The sequence below is a fragment of the Streptomyces sp. NPDC003247 genome, from assembly GCF_042888135.1.
In the GTDB taxonomy this organism is placed as follows: domain Bacteria; phylum Actinomycetota; class Actinomycetes; order Streptomycetales; family Streptomycetaceae; genus Streptomyces.
Window position 1 is genome coordinate 75,619 of sequence record NZ_JBIAPF010000009.1, and the last position, 16,537, is coordinate 92,155.

13 protein-coding genes are annotated in these 16,537 nt (G+C 73.7%); 5 read left to right on the forward strand and 8 right to left on the reverse strand.

Features of this window, described 5'->3' with window-relative positions; genetic code table 11:
* Positions 1-164: 164 nt before the first annotated feature.
* Both ACFYWQ_RS28530 and ACFYWQ_RS28535 read left to right on the forward strand, forming a co-directional pair.
* Complete coding sequence (locus tag ACFYWQ_RS28530; RefSeq protein ID WP_389520179.1) at positions 165-2,843, forward strand: ATP/GTP-binding protein; 2,679 nt, start codon at positions 165-167, stop codon at positions 2,841-2,843.
* Positions 2,844-3,047: 204 nt separating this feature from the next.
* Positions 3,048-4,646 (forward strand): PucR family transcriptional regulator, encoded by a 1,599-nt coding sequence (locus ACFYWQ_RS28535; RefSeq protein WP_389520181.1) that lies wholly within the window; start codon positions 3,048-3,050, stop codon positions 4,644-4,646.
* A gap of 170 nt (positions 4,647-4,816) precedes the next feature.
* Here the strand turns inward: ACFYWQ_RS28535 and ACFYWQ_RS28540 are convergent, their stop codons facing one another.
* From ACFYWQ_RS28540 to ACFYWQ_RS28570, 7 genes are all read right to left on the reverse strand, one after another.
* Positions 4,817-5,308 (reverse strand): hypothetical protein, encoded by a 492-nt coding sequence (locus tag ACFYWQ_RS28540; protein ID WP_389520183.1) that lies wholly within the window; start codon positions 5,306-5,308, stop codon positions 4,817-4,819.
* 220 nt (positions 5,309-5,528) lie between these two features.
* Entirely contained in the window at positions 5,529-6,962 is a 1,434-nt protein-coding gene (locus ACFYWQ_RS28545) for an NAD(P)/FAD-dependent oxidoreductase (RefSeq protein ID WP_389520184.1), read from the reverse strand.
* Between the two features lie 21 nt (positions 6,963-6,983).
* Positions 6,984-7,784 carry an ABC transporter permease gene (locus ACFYWQ_RS28550; protein ID WP_389520185.1) on the reverse strand — a complete coding sequence of 267 codons (801 nt, stop codon included), beginning with the start codon at positions 7,782-7,784 and terminating at the stop codon, positions 6,984-6,986.
* Positions 7,784-8,713 carry an ABC transporter permease gene (locus ACFYWQ_RS28555; protein WP_389520187.1) on the reverse strand — a complete coding sequence of 310 codons (930 nt, stop codon included), beginning with the start codon at positions 8,711-8,713 and terminating at the stop codon, positions 7,784-7,786. Before ACFYWQ_RS28555 ends, ACFYWQ_RS28550 begins: the two co-directional genes overlap by 1 nt.
* Positions 8,713-9,870, reverse strand: coding sequence for an ABC transporter ATP-binding protein (locus ACFYWQ_RS28560; RefSeq protein WP_389520188.1), 1,158 nt, complete (start codon positions 9,868-9,870; stop codon positions 8,713-8,715). Before ACFYWQ_RS28560 ends, ACFYWQ_RS28555 begins: the two co-directional genes overlap by 1 nt.
* Positions 9,867-11,114 (reverse strand): PotD/PotF family extracellular solute-binding protein, encoded by a 1,248-nt coding sequence (locus ACFYWQ_RS28565; protein WP_389520190.1) that lies wholly within the window; start codon positions 11,112-11,114, stop codon positions 9,867-9,869. Before ACFYWQ_RS28565 ends, ACFYWQ_RS28560 begins: the two co-directional genes overlap by 4 nt.
* A gap of 50 nt (positions 11,115-11,164) precedes the next feature.
* Positions 11,165-12,709 (reverse strand): gamma-aminobutyraldehyde dehydrogenase, encoded by a 1,545-nt coding sequence (locus ACFYWQ_RS28570; protein ID WP_389520192.1) that lies wholly within the window; start codon positions 12,707-12,709, stop codon positions 11,165-11,167.
* A gap of 212 nt (positions 12,710-12,921) precedes the next feature.
* Here ACFYWQ_RS28570 and ACFYWQ_RS28575 point away from each other — a divergent pair, with 212 nt between their 5' ends.
* On the forward strand, positions 12,922-13,479 hold the full coding sequence (locus tag ACFYWQ_RS28575; protein WP_389520194.1) for an NADAR family protein: 558 nt from the start codon (positions 12,922-12,924) through the stop codon (positions 13,477-13,479).
* Between the two features lie 10 nt (positions 13,480-13,489).
* Here ACFYWQ_RS28575 and ACFYWQ_RS28580 read toward each other — a convergent pair whose 3' ends face one another.
* Positions 13,490-14,311: a DUF4190 domain-containing protein gene (locus ACFYWQ_RS28580; protein WP_389520195.1), complete on the reverse strand. Its 822-nt coding sequence runs from the start codon at positions 14,309-14,311 to the stop codon at positions 13,490-13,492.
* Positions 14,312-14,638: 327 nt separating this feature from the next.
* Between ACFYWQ_RS28580 and ACFYWQ_RS28585 the strand changes: the two genes are divergently transcribed.
* A complete protein-coding gene (locus ACFYWQ_RS28585; RefSeq protein ID WP_389520196.1) occupies positions 14,639-15,715 on the forward strand; it encodes an adenosine deaminase in 1,077 nt (358 codons plus the stop codon).
* A gap of 14 nt (positions 15,716-15,729) precedes the next feature.
* Positions 15,730-16,419 (forward strand): glycerophosphodiester phosphodiesterase, encoded by a 690-nt coding sequence (locus tag ACFYWQ_RS28590; RefSeq protein WP_389520198.1) that lies wholly within the window; start codon positions 15,730-15,732, stop codon positions 16,417-16,419.
* Positions 16,420-16,537: the final 118 nt, after the last annotated feature.

The window sequence follows — 16,537 nt, forward strand, 5'->3', positions numbered from 1 at the left end:
GCGTTGTCGGCGGTACCGGTTGTCCGCGGTGGACATAGGCGCCCGGCGGGCCCCCGCCCCCGCCGGGCGGCCGCCCCGGCCGTGTAAGCGGTGGACTCTTCCTGCCGGGGCGTTAGATTGACTCGGCGATGACGGACGGAGCGGCTGGTCAGGGGGCAAGGGCGATGGACAGCGACGGGACGCAGGACGCACGGGGTACGCAGGCGAATCCTGTGCCGCGTCCGGCGGGGCCGCCTCAGCGCCCCGCGGGGGCGCCGCCGGAGCCCCCGGCCGGGCCGACGGGACGCCCGGCGACACCACCGGGACCGCCGGCAGCACTCCCGGCGACACCGCCGGGACCTCCGGGGACACGGCCGGAGCCGCCCGTGGTGCCGCCGCGGCCGGCCGGTCCGCCGGGTGCGGCGCCGCGGCCGGCGGACCGGCCGGCGGCCGGGTGGACCGGAGGGGACGGGCCGGACCGGCGCGGCCCGTGGGGCCAGGAGGCCGGGCGGGCCGAGCAGGGTGCGCACACCGCACGGGCCGCGCACGCCGCGCAGCCGTCCTCGCCCCCCTCGCCGTCCTCACCCCCTCCGCCCCCTTCCTCCGCCGTGGCCGCCTGGCTGAACGAGGCGCGTCCGGCCGCGCGGCCCGGCGTCTGGCGGTTCGGGTACCGGTTGCCGAAGGCCGCGCGGGCGGCGGAGCGGCTGGCGCCCGTCACGGTCGTCGGCATGCTGATCCCGCTGGTGGTCGCCCTGGTGCTGTGGTCGCTGTGGCGGCGCGGCGCCATCCCGTACCAGTTCGCGCTGCTGCGCGTGTTCACACCGGACGACTGGTGGTGGGGCGGCACGATCGCCTCCGCGCGCACCATGGAGGGCGCCGAGGCCCGGGTGGTCTACGACGGGGTGTTCTTCGCCGTCCTGCTGTGGGTGATGGGCCGGCTGGGCGGCTGGGCGGCCGCCGCGCGCCACGTCGTCGGACGGCGGCCGCAGCCGGTCCGGGCGCTGCTCGGCCTGTTGTGCGCGCTGGCCGCGCTGAGCCTCGTCTTCCCCGACGCGTTCCCCGGGGTCGGCTGGAACGCCCTGCCGGTCGTCGAGCCGCTGTTCTCCCTGATCGTCCTGGTCTCCGGCAGCTACGAGCTGTTCGCCTCCCCCACCTTCACCGACTTCCTGTACACGGTGATCACGCTGCTGGTGGTGTGGCCGTTCGCGCTGCTCGGCGGCTGGTGGCCGTACCTGAAGGGACGGTTCGCCGCCCGCCGCACGACCCCCGGCGGCACCGCGCCCGCGGGCGTGGAGCGGCCGCGCGCGCAGTGGCCCGAGCTGCGGGACGCCGGTGAGTACGAGGCGGCGGACGTCCTGACCGCCGAGGTCGCGGCCGGGCGGATGAACGACGTGGACTGCGCGCGCGTCACGCGCGCGTGGGCGGCACGGCGGCCGGACTTCCGGCAGACGGTCCTGCGGGAGGCGGGCGCCGCCTGGACGCACCCCTCCGGCGACCGCGACCTGCCCCGGCGCGGCGCCCGCCACGACCTGCTGGCCGGCCAGGTGCGCATCGGCCGCTGGGTCGCCGCCGAGCGCGCCCCCCTCCCCTACCACGACGCGGGCGCCGCGCTCGGGCCGGAGGCGCTGGGCACCTCGCTGCTGGCGGTCGGACCGTCCGGCTCGGGCAAGACGCGGACGCTGGTCGAGCCGCTGACCGAGGCGCTGGCCCTCCAGGCGCTGACCGGGAGCTGCGCGCTCGTCGCGGTCTCCTCCCCGGGCAGCCCGCTCGGCTCCGACTCCGCGTTCGACGTGATCGTACGGATCGGGGACCCCTCGTCCGTCCACGACCTGGACCCGTACGCGGAGTGCGACGACCCCGACGAGGCGGCCGCCGTGCTCGCCGAGGCGCTGGTGGGCGACCTCGGCACGGTGAACGGCCAGAGCGCGGCCACCGCGCTCGCCCAGCTGCTCGGCCCCTACCGGGCCGCGTACGGCCGCTTCCCCGCCCTGCCGGTCCTGCGCGAGCTGCTGGAGGGCGAACCGGCGGCGCTGTCGGCGCTGCGGGAGGCCGTGGCCGGTGACGAGGTCATGCGCCGCGAACTGGACGCGCGGGTACGGCAGACCGGCGTGCCCGGCGACGCGGGCCGCGCGCTCGCCGACCGGCTCGCGCTGCTGAACCGGCCGGTGTTCGCCGGCTTCTTCGGCGGCGGGGGCGACGGGGCGGGCGGGGCGGGGGCCGGTGCGCACCGGCCGTTCTCGCTGCGCGCCGTCGCCCACCACCCGCTGCGGGTCCGGATCGACCTGCCCGAGCGCGGCCACGAGGAGGCCGCCCGGCTGGTCACCCGGCTCGTCCTCGCCCAGTTCCAGGCCGTCGTACGGGAGGGGCGGCGGGCGCACTTCGCCTGCCTGGTCCTCGACGACGCGACGGGGACGGTCACCGCGGACTCGGTGCGCCGGATCCAGCGGCTGCGCGCGCGGAACGCGGGCGTGGTGCTGGCGCTGCGGACCGTCGCCGACGTCCCCGAGGCGCTGCACGGGCCGCTGTACGCGGCGGTGGGCTGCCGGATGGCGTTCTCCGGCATCACCACCTGGGACGGCAGCCGGTTCGCGCAGACCTGGGGCACCGAGTGGGTGGAGACGACGGAGGTCGCCCGGCACACCGTCTTCGCGGACCAGCCGATGACCCGCGCGATCCACGCCCTGCGCAAGCTGGTCACCGGCAAGGCCGTGACCACGGACGCGGTGACGGTGCGCCAGGTCGAGCGGGAGCGGTGGTCGGCGTCGCAGCTGGCGCACGAGGTGCCGCCGGGGCACGCGGTGCTGTCCCTGACGACCGTCGGGGGCGAGCACGCGCCACCGCTGCTGGTGGACCTGCGGGGCTGAGCCCGGGCACCTGCGGGGTACTCCTCCAGTGAGGCAGAATCGAGCCAGGCCCTTCATACGAAGCGGCCAAAAGATCGCGCGGTCGACGGGGAGGATTCCGCAGGGGATCACGCGCACGACGCGGAGGATCCTCGTACCGGGCGGAGCCTCCTCGCACGACGCGGAGGATCCCGCCGACGACCGCCCCGCAGACCTGAAGGCCCCATGCCCCCGACGCTCGCCTCGCTCGTCCACCACTCCGCGCTGAAACTGACCGTGCGGGCGGGCGAGGACCGCCTGGACGTCCCGGTGCGCTGGGCCCACGTCAGTGAGCTCGCCGATCCCGTGCCGTACATGGAGGGCGGGGAGCTGCTGCTGATCACCGCGCTGAAGCTGGACGCCGAGGACCCCCAGGCCATGCGGCGCTATGTGAAGCGCCTGGCCGGGGCGGGCGTGGTGGGGCTCGGTTTCGCCGTCGGCGTCGCCTACGAGGAGACCCCGAAGGCGCTCGTGGACGCCGCCGAGGAGGTGGGCATGCCCCTGCTGGAGGTGCCCCGCCGCACGCCCTTCCTCGCGATCAGCAAGGCGGTGTCGGCGGCGATCGCGGCCGACCAGTACCGGGCGGTGACGGCGGGGTTCGCGGCCCAGCGCGAGCTGACCAGGCAGGCGCTGACGGAGGGACCCGAGGGGCTGCTGGCCTCGCTCGCCACCCACGTCGACGGGTGGGCCGCGCTGTACGACGCCTCGGGAGCCGTCGTCGCGGCCGCGCCCGAGTGGGCGGGGCGGCGCGCGGCACGGCTCACGGCCGAGGTGGAACGGCTGCGGGAGCGTCCGGCGCCCGCCTCGGTGGTGGCCGGCGGGCCGGAGTTCTCCGACCACGACGACCGGGTCGAACTGCACTCCCTGGGCACCGGCCGCCGGCCGCGCGCGGCCCTCGCGGTCGGGACGGCGTCGGCGCTCGGCACGGCGGAACGGTACGCCGTGCACTCGGCGATCGCCCTGCTCACCCTCACCACGGAACGCTCCCGCTCGCTGCACGCGGCCGAGCAGCGCATCGGCGCGGCGGTGCTGCGCATGCTCCTGGCGGGCGAGCCGGACCACGCCCGGGCGGTCGCCGGGGACCTGTACGGCCGTCTGCTCGACGCCCCCTTCCGGGTGATCGTGGCCGAGCCGGCGCACGCGCGCGCGGCGGCCGGCGCCGGGGAGACGGCCGGGGACCTCGCGGAGGTCGTGGAGTCGGCGGCCGCCCGGTCCGGGGAGGCCGTGCTGGTCGTGCCCGAGGGCGACCGGCTGGTGGCGCTGGCCGCGGACGGCGGCGCGGCCGTGGCGGCGTGCCTGCGGTACGCGGCCGCCCTGGAGAACGCCCGGTCCACGGCGGGCGGGCGCGACGGCGACGACGACGAACCGGTCGTCGGCCTGTCCGCGCCGTCCGGTCCGATCGCCGCGGCCGGGGCGTACAAGCAGGCCGAGCAGGCCCTGTCGGTGGCCCGCCGGCGCGGCCGGGTCCTCGTCGAGCACGAGCAGCTCGCGGCGGGCTCGGTCCTCCCCCTCCTCGCGGACGACGCGGTGCGGGCCTTCGCCGACGGTCTGCTGCGCTCCCTCCACGAACACGACGCGACCGGCCGGGGCGACCTGGTCGCCTCCCTGCGCGCCTGGCTCTCCCGCCACGGCCAGTGGGACGCCGCGGCGGCCGACCTGGGCGTCCACCGCCACACCCTCCGCTACCGCATGCGCCGCGTGGAGGAGATCCTCGGCCGCTCCCTGGACGACCCGGACGTACGGATGGAACTGTGGCTGGCCCTGAAGGCCACGACCACCGAGTAGCCACCGCGGCCCGCCCGCCGGGCCAGGGAGCCCAGGATCCGGCGCGGCCCGCCCGCCGGACCACGGAGCCCGGGGGCCGGGCCGAAACAGACAGCCCGGACGACCGACCGGGCGACGGACCGGGGCAGGCCGCCCGGGCGACCGGCCGGGACCGGCGGTACGGGCGGGGCTCACCTGCCCGGGGCCCCCGGCGGCGGGCCCGCCGTCCGGCCTCCCGGCCTCGGATCCGCCGGGCCCGCCGCCGCCTCGTGCATGGCCAGTTCGAGGAGGACCGGGTCGGTCAGGGTGCCGGAGGCGTCCGGGGGGACGAGCCAGCGGACGGGGCCGGTCGTGCGGCCCGGGTGGGGTACGACGATCCAGGTGCCGGCCCCGGCCGTCCGGACACCGGTGCCGATCCAGCGGGCGGCCGTCCCCGGCGGGACGAGGAAGCCCAGCCGGTCGTCGCCGAAGCCGGCCAGTACCGGGCCGGGCCGGCCGAGGAGGCGGGTGAGCACGTCGAGCGTGGGACAGCCGAGTCCACCCGGCAGGATGAGCACGTCCCAGGCCCTGCCCGCGGGCAGCAGGGCGACCCCCCGGGGGTTGCGCTCCCATTCCCGGCGGCAGGCCCCGGGATCCGGTGCGACGGATGCCAGCCATGCGACGGCCGTCTTCGCCCCAGCCATGAGGAGACCTCCCTTGTCTGTCGTGGACGCGTTCGCGTCACGAGGGAGAGGGAGGTCCCCCGGCGGGCATTACGCGGATCGCGGCCACCCGATGGGGTGAACCGTGGCTCACCGCGCGGCGGTGCCGGAGCCGTACCGGGACGGCGGCCGGAGCCGCACCCGTGGCGGCGCCCGGAGCCACCCGCGGCAGCGCCCAAAGCCACACCCGCCGCGGCCACCGTCAGCTGTCGAAGCCGAGCCCCAGCCGGTCCATCGTCCGGAGCCACAGGTTGCGCCGCCCGCCGTGCGCGTCCGCCCTCGCCAGCGACCACTTGGTGAGGGCGATGCCGGTCCAGGCGAAGGGCTCGGGCGGGAAGGGCAGCGGCTTCTTGCGGACCATCTCCAGGGAGGTGCGCTCGGTGCTCTCCCCCGCCAGCAGGTCCAGCATCACCTCGGCGCCGAACCGGGTCGCGCCGACGCCGAGCCCGGTGTACCCGGCGGCATAGGCGACCCTGCCCTGGTGGGCCGTGCCGAAGAACGCCGAGAAGCGCGAGCAGGTGTCGATCGCGCCGCCCCACGCGTGCGTGAAGCGGACGCCCTCCAGCTGCGGGAAGCAGGTGAAGAAGTGCCCGGCGAGCTTGGCGTAGGTCTCCGGCCGGTCGTCGTACTCGGCGCGCACCCGGCCCCCGTAGGGGTAGATCGCGTCGTAGCCGCCCCACAGGATCCGGTTGTCGGCGGACAGCCGGAAGTAGTGGAACTGGTTGGCCGAGTCCCCGAGCCCCTGCCGGTTCTTCCAGCCGATCGACGCGAGCTGATCGGCGGTCAGCGGCTCGGTCATCAGGGCGTAGTCGTAGACCGGGACGGTGTACGACCGCACCCGCCGGACCAGACTGGGGAAGATGTTCGTGCCGAGCGCGACCTGGCGGGCGCGGACCTGCCCGTAGGGGGTGCGCACGGCCAGGCCGGCCCCGTACGGCTTCAGCGTCAGCGCGGGCGTGTGCTCGTGGACGCGGACGCCGAGGCGGACACAGGCCCGCTTCAGGCCCCAGGCGAGTTTCGCGGGGTGCAGCATGGCCACGCCCCGGCGGTCGTGGAGGCCGGCCTCGAAGGTCGGGGAGTTCACCTGCTCGCGGACGGCGTCGGCGTCGAGGAACTCGACCCCGCCGGCCAGGCCCCGGCGTTCGAGGTCCTCGTACCAGTCCCGCAGTTCCCACGCCTGGTAGGTCTCGGTGGCGACATCGATCTCGCCGGTGCGCTCGAAGTCGCAGTCGATGCCGTGGCGGGCGATCGCCGCCTCGATCTCGTCGAGGTTGCGCTCGCCGAGCTCCTGGAGCCGGTGGATCTCGTCCGGCCAGCGGGCGAGCCCGTTGGCCAGACCGTGGGTGAGGGAGGCCGCGCAGAAGCCTCCGTTGCGGCCCGAGGCGGCCCAGCCCACCTCGCGGCCCTCCAGCAGCACCACGTCCCGCCGGGGATCGCGCTCCTTGGCGATCAGCGCGGTCCACAGGCCGCTGTAGCCGCCGCCCACGACCAGCAGGTCGCAGGTCTCGGCGCCGGTGAGCGCGGGCTCCGGGCGGGGCCTGCCGGGGTCTTCCAGCCAGTACGGGACCGGCTGGGCTTCGGAGAGGGACTTCGTCCAGTTGGTGTTTTTGCCACTGCTCATGGCGCTCGGGGCCATGATTTCAACTCCCTACGGGGTTTATGCCTTCTGCTTGTCGCGGCGGTTGCCGACGGCCATGGAGGTCAGCACCAGCAGGACGGCGACGAGGAACATCGCCGTGCCGATGACGTTGATCTGGACGGGGGTCCCGCGCTGTGCCGAGCCCCAGACGAACATGGGGAAGGTGACGGTCGAGCCCGCGTTGAAGTTGGTGATGATGAAGTCGTCGAAGGAGAGCGCGAAGGCGAGCAGCGCGCCCGCGGCGATCCCGGGGGCCGCGATCGGCAGGGTGACGCGCCAGAACGTCTGGAACGGTCCGGCGTACAGGTCCTGCGCCGCCTGCTCCAGCCTCGGGTCCATGGACATGACGCGCGCCTTGACCGCCGTCACGACGAAGCTGAGGCAGAACATGATGTGGGCGATCAGGATCGTCCAGAAGCCGAGCTGCGCGCCCATGTTGAGGAAGAGGGTCAGCAGCGAGGCCGCCATGACGACCTCGGGCATCGCCATGGGCAGGAAGATCAGCGAGTTGACGGCGCCGCGGGCGCGGAAGCGGTAGCGGACGAGCGCGAAGGCGATCATCGCGCCGAGGGCGGTGGCGCCGAGCGTCGCCCAGAAGGCGATCTGGAGGCTGAGCGACAGCGAGCCGCACATCCCGGCGACGCCGCAGGGGTCCCGCCAGGCGTCCGTGGAGAACTGCTGCCACGCGTAGTTGAAGCGCCCCTTCGGCTTGTTGAAGGAGAACACGGTGACGACGACGTTCGGCAGCAGGAGGTAGGCGAGGGTCAGGAGTCCCGCGAGGACGACGAGGTTCCTCCTGAGCCAGGTGACGAAGGGCATCAGACCAGGTCCTCCGTCCCGGACCGGCGGATGTAGAAGGTGACCATGAGGAGGATCGCCGCCATGAGGATGAACGACAGGGCGGCCGCCGTCGGATAGTCGAGGATCCGCAGGAACTGGGTCTGGATGACGTTTCCGATCATGCGGGTGTCGGTGGAGCCGAGGAGTTCGGCGTTGACGTAGTCGCCGGCCGCCGGGATGAAGGTCAGCAGCGTGCCGGAGACCACGCCCGGCATCGACAGCGGGAAGGTGACCTTGCGGAAGGTCGTGAGGGGCTTGGCGTACAGGTCGCCGGCCGCCTCGTGCAGCCGTCCGTCGATGCGCTCCAGCGAGGTGTACAGCGGCAGGATCATGAACGGCAGGAAGTTGTACGTCAGACCGCACACCACCGCCAGCGGGGTGGCCAGCACCCGGTCGCCGGAGGTCCAGCCGAGCCAGCCGGTGACGTCCAGGACGTGCAGCGCGTCGAGCGCGCCGACCACCGGGCCGCCGTCCGAGAGGATCGTCTTCCAGGCGAGGGTGCGGATCAGGAAGCTGGTGAAGAACGGCGCGATCACCAGGATCATGATCAGGTTCCGCCAGCGTCCCGCGCGGAAGGCGATCAGGTAGGCCAGCGGGTAGCCGAGCACCAGGCACAGCACGGTCGCGGCGGCCGCGTAGGCCACCGAGCGCAGGAACTGCGGCCAGTACTCGCCGAGCGCGTCCCAGTAGGTCGCGACGTGCCAGGTGACCCGGTAGCCCTCCTCCAGGGAGCCCGTCTGCACGGACGTGGAGGCCTGGTAGATCATCGGCAGCGCGAAGAACACGACCAGCCAGAGCAGGCCGGGCAGCAGCAGCCAGTACGGCGTCCAGCGCCCGCGCCGGCGGGGCGGCTTCGCCTTCGCGGGTGCCGGGGAGAGCGGCGGGGGCGCCTCGGTGAGCGTCGCCATCAGAGCGCCGCCTCTTCCTCGGTGCCGGCGTCGATGTCCTGGGCGGCGTCCAGACCGAAGGTGTGGGCGGGGTTCCAGTGCAGGACGACCTCGGCGCCGGGGGCGAGGCGGGCGTCGCGGTCGACGTTCTGGACGTAGACCTCGAACCCGGGGCAGACCGAGCTGTCGACGACGTACTGCGTGGAGACGCCGATGAACGACGTGGCGGCGATGGTGCCGGTGATGCGGTTGCGGCCCTCGGGGACCTCGCCCGCGTCGTCGGCGGGGGTGAGGGAGATCTTCTCGGGGCGGACGCCGACCAGGACCTTGCCGCCGGTCGTGGTGGGCGCGGAACATCGCGCCTCGGGCAGGACCAGCTTGCCGTCCCCCGCCTTGAGCACGAGGTCGTCGCCGCTGCGGGAGTCGACCTCGGCCTCGATGAGGTTGGAGGTGCCGAGGAAGTTGGCGACGAACGTCGTCCCGGGGTTCTCGTAGAGGTCGGCGGGCGAGCCGAGCTGCTCGACGCGGCCCGCGTTCATCACGGCGACCGTGTCGGCCATCGTCATGGCCTCCTCCTGGTCGTGCGTGACGTGGACGAAGGTGATGCCGACCTCGGTCTGGATGCGCTTGAGCTCCAGCTGCATCTGGCGGCGCAGCTTGAGGTCGAGGGCGCCGAGGGGCTCGTCGAGGAGGAGCACCTCGGGGTGGTTGATGAGCGCGCGGGCGACGGCCACCCGCTGCTGCTGGCCGCCGGAGAGCTGGTGCGGCTTCTTGCGTGCCTGCTCGCCGAGCTGTACGAGGTCGAGCATCTCCTCGACCTGCTTCTTCACCGACTTGATGCCGCGCCGGCGCAGGCCGAAGGCGACGTTCTCGAAGATGTCGAGGTGCGGGAAGAGGGCGTAGGACTGGAAGACGGTGTTCACCGGCCGCTTGTACGGCGGCAGCGCCGTCACGTCCTGGTCGCCGAGGTGCACGGTGCCGGAGGAAGGTTCCTCCAGTCCGGCGATCATGCGCAGGGTGGTGGTCTTGCCGCAGCCGGAGGCGCCGAGCAGGGCGAAGAACGAGCCCTGGGGGACGGTCAGGTCGAGCGGGTGGACGGCGGTGAAGGCGCCGTAGGTCTTGCTGATGCCGGAGAGACGGACGTCGCCGCCGCTGTCTGTGGTCTTCATCGTCGTCACGCCCCAGTGAGCTTCGCGAACTTCGCCTCGTAGGCCGTCTCTTCCTTCGAGCTCAGGGAGCGGAAGGCGTGGGACTTGGCCTGCATGGCCTGGTCGGGGATGATCAGCGGATTGTTCGCCGCGTCCTCGTCGATCTTCGCGAGCTCGGCCTCCACACCGTCGACGGGACAGACGTAGTTGATGTAGGCGGCGAGCTCGGCGGCGGGCTGCGGCTCGTAGTAGTAGTCGATGAGCCGCTCGGCGTTCGTCTTGTGCCGCGCCTTGTTGGGGATCAGCAGGGCGTCGGTGGACGTCATGTAGCCGCTGTCGGGGATGACGAAGTCGATGTCGGGACTGTCCGCCTTGAGCTGTACGACGTCGCCGGCCCAGGCGATGCACGCGGCGAAGTCGCCGCTGGAGAGGTCCGAGGTGTAGTCGTTGCCGGTGAAGCGGCGGATCTGGCCGCTGTCCACGGCCTTCTGGAGGCGGGCGACGGCCGCGTCGTAGTCGTCGTCGGTGAAGTCGGCCGGGTCCTTGCCCATGTCGAGCAGCGTCATGCCGACGCTGTCGCGCATCTCGGTGAGGAAGCCGACGCGGCCCTTGAGCCTGGGGTTGTCGAGCAGGTCGGAGACCGACGTCACCTCGACGCCGTCGAGGGCCTTCTTGTTGTAGGCGATGACGGTCGAGATGCCCTGCCAGGGGTAGGAGTAGGCGCGTCCCGGGTCCCAGTCGGGGCTGCGGAACTGGCTCGACAGGTTGGCGTAGGCGTGCGGCAGGTGGGAGGGGTCGAGTTTCTGCACCCAGCCCAGGCGGATGAGGCGGGCGGCGAGCCAGTCGGTGAGGACGACGAGGTCGCGGCCGGTGTCCTGGCCCGCGGCGAGCTGCGGCTTGATCTTGCCGAAGAACTCGTTGTTGTCGTTGACGTCCTCGGTGTACGTGACCTTGATGCCGGTCCTCTTGGTGAACGCCTCCAGCGTGGGGTGGTGCTTGCCGCTGTCGTCGACGTCCATGTACTCGGTCCAGTTGGAGAAGCTGACGGTCTTCTCCTGCGCCGAGTGGTCCTCGGCGGACGTGCCGCCCTCGGTCTTCCCGGCCGCGGGGATCCCGCAGCCGCCGAGCGCGCCGGCGCCGCCCAGCGCCAGGGCGCCGCCCGCGGAGGCGCGCAGCAGGGACCGGCGGGTGAGGGCCGCCCTGCCGTTGCGGAGGCTGCGCCGCACGGCGGCCGCCTGGACCGGTGTGAGGCGGTCGGGCTCGTACTGCTCCATGCGCGTGGTGCCCTTTCGGGAGGTCGGCCGTGGTCGGCGGCCGGTCGTGGCTAACAGTCCCCGAAGACGGTGCGGTGCCAGGCCTTCCGGGCCACCGCGGTGTTGTCGAACATAACGTGCTTGATCTGCGTGTACTCCTCGAACGAATACGCCGACATGTCCTTGCCGAAGCCGGACGCCTTGTATCCGCCGTGGGGCATCTCGCTGATGATCGGGATGTGGTCGTTGACCCACACGCATCCGGCCTTGATCTCGCGCGTCGCCCGGTTCGCCCGGTAGACGTCCCGGCTCCACGCGGAGGCGGCCAGACCGTAGGGCGTGTCGTTGGCCAGCCGGATCCCCTCGTCGTCGCTGTCGAAGGGGAGGACGACCAGGACCGGGCCGAAGATCTCGGCCTGCACGACCTCGCTGTCCTGCGCCGCGTCCGCGATGAGAGTGGGGAGATAGTACGCGCCGTTCCCGAGCTCTCCCCGGGGGGCCTCGCCTCCGGTCACCACGCGCGCGTAGGCGCGCGCCCGGTCGACGACGGCGGCCACCCGGTCGCGCTGGACGTGCGAGATCAGCGGCCCGAGGTCGGTGCCCGGGGCGAACGGGTCCCCGAGCCGGACGGTCTCCATGAGCGCGGCGGTCCGCTCCACGAACGCCTCGTAGAGGGGCCGCTGCACGTACGCGCGCGTGGCGGCCGTGCAGTCCTGCCCGGTGTTGATGAGGGCGCCCGCGACGGCGCCCTGGACGGCGGCCTCCAGGTCGGCGTCGTCGAAGACGACGAACGGGGCCTTCCCGCCGAGCTCCAGGTGCAGCCGCTTGACCGAGGCGGTGGCGATCTCGGCGACGCGCCGGCCGACGGCGGTGGAGCCGGTGAACGACGTCATGGCCACGTCGGGATGGCCGACGAGGTGTTCACCGGCCTCCTTCCCGGTCCCGGTGACGATGTTGACGACCCCGTCCGGGATGCCGGCGTCGGTGGCGGCCCGTGCGAACAGCAGCGAGGTCAGCGGGGTGAGCTCGGCGGGCTTGAGCACGACGGTGTTGCCCGCGGCGATCGCCGGCAGGATCTTCCAGGCGGCCATCTGGAGCGGGTAGTTCCAGGGCGCGATGGAGCCGACGACCCCGATGGGCTCGCGCCGTACGTACGAGGTGTGGTCCCCGGAGTACTCCCCCGCGGACTGCCCCGCGAGATGCCGGGCCGCGCCCGCGAAGAAGGCCGTGTTGTCGATGGTGCCCGGGACGTCGAACTCCCGGGTCAGCTTCAGCGGCTTGCCGCACTGGAGGGACTCGGCACGGGCGAATTCCTCCGCGCGCTCGGCGAGTACGGCGGCGAAACGGTGCAGGGCGTCGGAGCGCTCGCCCGGGGTGACGCCCGCCCACGCGGGGAAGGCGGCGCGGGCGGCCGCGACGGCCTCGTCGACGTCCGCGGTGGAGGCCAGTTCGTAGGTGTGGACCGCTTCCCCGGAGGACGGATCGACCACGGCGTGGGTCCGTCCGGACGTGCCCTTCCTGAGGCTCCCCGCGATGTACTGGGCGCCCTCCGCGAAGCGTTCCTGCGCGGGGAACCGGTCGGACCGGTCCGGGGTGGCGGTGCCCGGGTTCTGCATGTCGCTCTCCTCCGCCTTCGCCCCGCTTCTCCGCGAGGCCGGGTGGCGTAGCTCCAGCTCGATGTGAGTGCCGATCCTGACAGAGGCACCCCATGCCAACAAGTGATTCCGTTGTTGCCTTTTGGTTACGCGACGGAATCTGTCGACCAGGTGTCGAGTCGAGCCGGAAAAGGAGGGACGGACTGTCCGTGGCGCGTGCCACAGTGGCGTGCATGACGGAGATCGATTCCTGGGAGTCCCTGGTCAGCGAGGTCCGTGCGGGGGCGCACATCAGGTACGTCCACTTCTGGGGCCACCGGCCGCAGCCCGACGGCCGGGTCGGCGCGAGCTGCCTGAGCCAGTGGTGGCCGTCCCCCTTCACGGTGGACGGGACGGCCTACGCGACGGCCGAGCACTGGATGATGGCGGGCAAGGCCCGTCTCTTCGGGGACCCGGAGGCGGAGCGGCGGGCGCTGGCCGCCGAGCACCCCGCCGAGGCCAAGAAGGCCGGGCGTCTGGTCCGCGGCTTCGACGAGGCGGCCTGGGAGCGGGAGCGGTTCCGGATCGTCGTCGAGGGCAGCGTCCACAAGTTCTCGGCCCACCCCGAGCTGCGCGCGTACCTGCTGCGCACGGGCGGGAGGGTCCTGGTGGAGGCGAGCCCCGTCGACCGGGTGTGGGGCATCGGCCTCGCCGCGGACGACGAGGCCGCCGCCGATCCGCGGCGGTGGAGAGGCCCGAACCTGCTGGGGTTCGCGCTGATGGAGGCGCGCCGGCGCCTGCGGGGCGCGTGAGGCGTCCGCCTCAGGGGGCCACGAACAGCAGGACCAGCATCCCGATCCCGAGGACGACTCCGGCCGCGCCGCAGATGATGCCGGCCAGGGCCTGACCGCCGTTCGAGGCCTGGCCGCGGTTCGCCTTGCCGCGCCCGATCGCACCGAAGACGACCGCGAGGATCCCCATCACGATCGCGGCCGGCCACATGCAGAAGCCGCCGGCCGCCACGATGCCCAGCACCATGGCGGCGACGCCCATCCCGTTCTCCATCGGGCGCATCGCGGACCAGCCGTAGTAGCCCGGCACACCGCCGTGACCGCCCGGCACGCCGTACCCGGCCGGTGCACCGCCGTACCCCGCGGCCGGCCCGCCGCCGTAACCGGCCGGGGAACCGGCGTAACCACCCGGGGAGCCGCCGTAGCCGCCCGGTGCGCCGCCGTACGCGGCGGGGCCGGGGTGGCCGGGGTGGCCGAGGTGACCGGGATAGCCGTACGGGACCTGTCCCGGGCCGTCCGGCGCGATCGGCGGCGGGGGCACGGCCCCGTCCTGGGGGACGGCGAAGGGGTTCGGCGGCGGAGGCACGGCGGCCGCGTCCTGGGGAGCGGCGAAGGGGTTCGGCGGCGGGGCGGAGGGCTGGGGTTCCGCGGGCAGCGAGGTGACCGTGAGCTGGTCGTGCACCGACGGGGGCGGCGTCCGGTCGTCGCCCTTGCCCAGCGACAGCTCGGTCCGTGCGTCCTGGGGCACGTCGGTCCGCGCGTCCGGCGGCACCTCGGCCAGCGCGTCCTGGAGCACCTCGGTCCGCGTGTCCTGCGACAGCTCGGTCCGCGCGTCCTGCGGAGCGGCGTCCACGGGGCCCGCGTACTGCGGTCCCTCCACCCCTTCGGGGACGGACCCGGGCGCGGCCCACGGATCCCGTCCCGCGTCCCGGTCCGTACCGTCTCCGTCCGGACCCCCTCCGTCCGTACCCTCTCCGTCCGTACCCCATCCGCGCGTACCCTCCGGCACGTGCGGCCTCGACGCGTCGTCGGACATGGCGCGGCCCCCTCTGTCGTACGTGCCGCCATGCTAAGGCCCCGGAGCGGGGGGCCGGGGCGGTCCGGGCGGCCGGTCCGGGCGGCCGGTCCGCCCGCGCCCCGCGCTCCCGCGTCCCGTCCGCCCGAGCCGAGTCCGCCTACGATGGCCCCGACCCACCGATCAGCCGATCACGGGAAGGCCCCGTTGACCACCCACCTGCACTCCTTCATCGCCGGTCTGCCCAAGGCCGAACTGCACGTCCACCACGTCGGCTCCGCGTCCCCGCGGATCGTCTCCGAACTGGCCGCCAGGCACCCGGACTCCAAGGTCCCCACCGACCCCGAGGCCCTGGTCGACTACTTCACCTTCACGGACTTCGCGCACTTCATCGAGGTGTACCTGTCCGTGGTGGACCTCGTCCGCACCCCGGAGGACGTCCGGCTCCTCACCTACGAGGTGGCCCGCGACCTGGCCCGCCAGCAGGTCCGGTACGCCGAGCTCACGATCACCCCCTTCTCCTCCACCCGGCGGGGCATCGACGAACGCGCCTTCATGGACGCGATCGAGGACGCCCGCAAGGCGGCGGAGGCCGAGTTCGGCACCGTCCTGCGCTGGTGCTTCGACATCCCCGGCGAGGCCGGCGGCCAGGCCGCCGAGGAGACCACCCGCCTCGCCACCGACGACCGCGTCCGCCCCGAGGGGCTGGTCTCCTTCGGCCTCGGCGGGCCGGAGATCGGCGTGGCGCGCCCCCAGTTCAAGCCGTACTTCGACCGGGCGATCGCCGCGGGCCTGCACTCGGTGCCGCACGCCGGGGAGACGACCGGCCCGCAGACCGTCTGGGACGCCCTCACCCACCTGCGCGCCGAACGCATCGGGCACGGCACCAGCTCCGCCCAGGACGACACGCTCCTCGCCCACCTCGCCGAGCACCGCATCGCGCTGGAGGTGTGCCCGACCTCCAACATCGCCACGCGCGCGGTCCGCACCCTGGACGAGCACCCCGTCAGGGAGTTCGTCAAGGCGGGCGTCCTGGTCACCATCAACTCCGACGACCCGCCCATGTTCGGCACGGACCTCAACAACGAGTACGCGGTCGCGGCCGGCCTGCTCGACCTGGACGAGCGGGGTCTGGCCGAGCTGGCGAAGAACGCGGTGGAGGCGTCGTTCCTGGACGAGCCGGGCAAGGCGCGGCTCAGGGCGGAGATCGACACCTACACCACCGGGTGGCTCGCCCGCTGACGACAATGGCTCCCATGCGCTCCGATTCCGTGACGGCCGTGGCTCACCGCGGCGCCCCCTACCGCTTCCGCGAGAACACCCTCGACTCGCTGCGTTCCGCCCTCTCGCTGGGCGCGGACGCGGTCGAGACAGACGTACGCCTCACCCGGGACGGCGTGCCCGTGCTGCTGCACGACGAGACGCTGAAGCGGTTGTGGGAGCGGGAGCGGCCGCTGCTGTCGCTGACGGCGGCGGAGGTGCGCGAGCTGACGGGGGGCGGGGTGCCGACCCTGGTGGAGGCGCTGGCCGCGACCGGGGACCGCAGGGTGATGCTCGATCTGCCGGGCACGCGGGACGTGCGGACGGCGCGCCGGGTCGTGGACGTCGTGCGGGAGGCGGGGGCGGCGGACCGCGTGTACTACTGCGCGGACGCCGCCGCGATGCTGGCCGTGCGCGCCGCCGACCCGGCGGCCGAGATCGCCCTGACCCGCACGACCCTGGCGCCCGCACGCCCGGCGCTGCTGGAGGCGGTGCGGCCGCGCTGGCTCAACTACCGCTTCTCCCTGGTCGGCCGCGACCTGGTCGCCCGGGTGCACGACGACGGCTACCTGCTGTCGGTCTGGACCCCCGACACCCGCCGTTCCCTGCGGCGCCTGCTGGACCTGGGCGTCGACTCCATCACGACGAACCGGGTCGACCTGCTCTGCGGACTGCGCGGGACCTGACCGGCGGACACCGGCCCCGGCGGACACGGCATCAGCACGGCATCCGGCACAGGCACCGGCACCGGCACCGGCACCGGCACCGGATCCCGCACGGCACGGCACGGCACTGCACGGCACG

Excerpts from the sequence above, each read along its gene's own strand:
- ACFYWQ_RS28530 (WP_389520179.1), top strand. The coding sequence starts at position 165 with ATGGACAGCGACGGGACGCAGGACGCACGGGGTACGCAGGCGAATCCT.
- ACFYWQ_RS28535 (WP_389520181.1), top strand. The coding sequence starts at position 3,048 with ATGCCCCCGACGCTCGCCTCGCTCGTCCACCACTCCGCGCTGAAACTG.
- ACFYWQ_RS28540 (WP_389520183.1), bottom strand. The coding sequence starts at position 5,308 with ATGGCTGGGGCGAAGACGGCCGTCGCATGGCTGGCATCCGTCGCACCG.
- ACFYWQ_RS28545 (WP_389520184.1), bottom strand. The coding sequence starts at position 6,962 with ATGGCCCCGAGCGCCATGAGCAGTGGCAAAAACACCAACTGGACGAAG.
- ACFYWQ_RS28550 (WP_389520185.1), bottom strand. The coding sequence starts at position 7,784 with ATGCCCTTCGTCACCTGGCTCAGGAGGAACCTCGTCGTCCTCGCGGGA.
- ACFYWQ_RS28555 (WP_389520187.1), bottom strand. The coding sequence starts at position 8,713 with ATGGCGACGCTCACCGAGGCGCCCCCGCCGCTCTCCCCGGCACCCGCG.
- ACFYWQ_RS28565 (WP_389520190.1), bottom strand. The coding sequence starts at position 11,114 with ATGGAGCAGTACGAGCCCGACCGCCTCACACCGGTCCAGGCGGCCGCC.
- ACFYWQ_RS28570 (WP_389520192.1), bottom strand. The coding sequence starts at position 12,709 with ATGCAGAACCCGGGCACCGCCACCCCGGACCGGTCCGACCGGTTCCCC.
- ACFYWQ_RS28575 (WP_389520194.1), top strand. The coding sequence starts at position 12,922 with ATGACGGAGATCGATTCCTGGGAGTCCCTGGTCAGCGAGGTCCGTGCG.
- ACFYWQ_RS28585 (WP_389520196.1), top strand. The coding sequence starts at position 14,639 with ATGGCCCCGACCCACCGATCAGCCGATCACGGGAAGGCCCCGTTGACC.
- ACFYWQ_RS28590 (WP_389520198.1), top strand. The coding sequence starts at position 15,730 with ATGCGCTCCGATTCCGTGACGGCCGTGGCTCACCGCGGCGCCCCCTAC.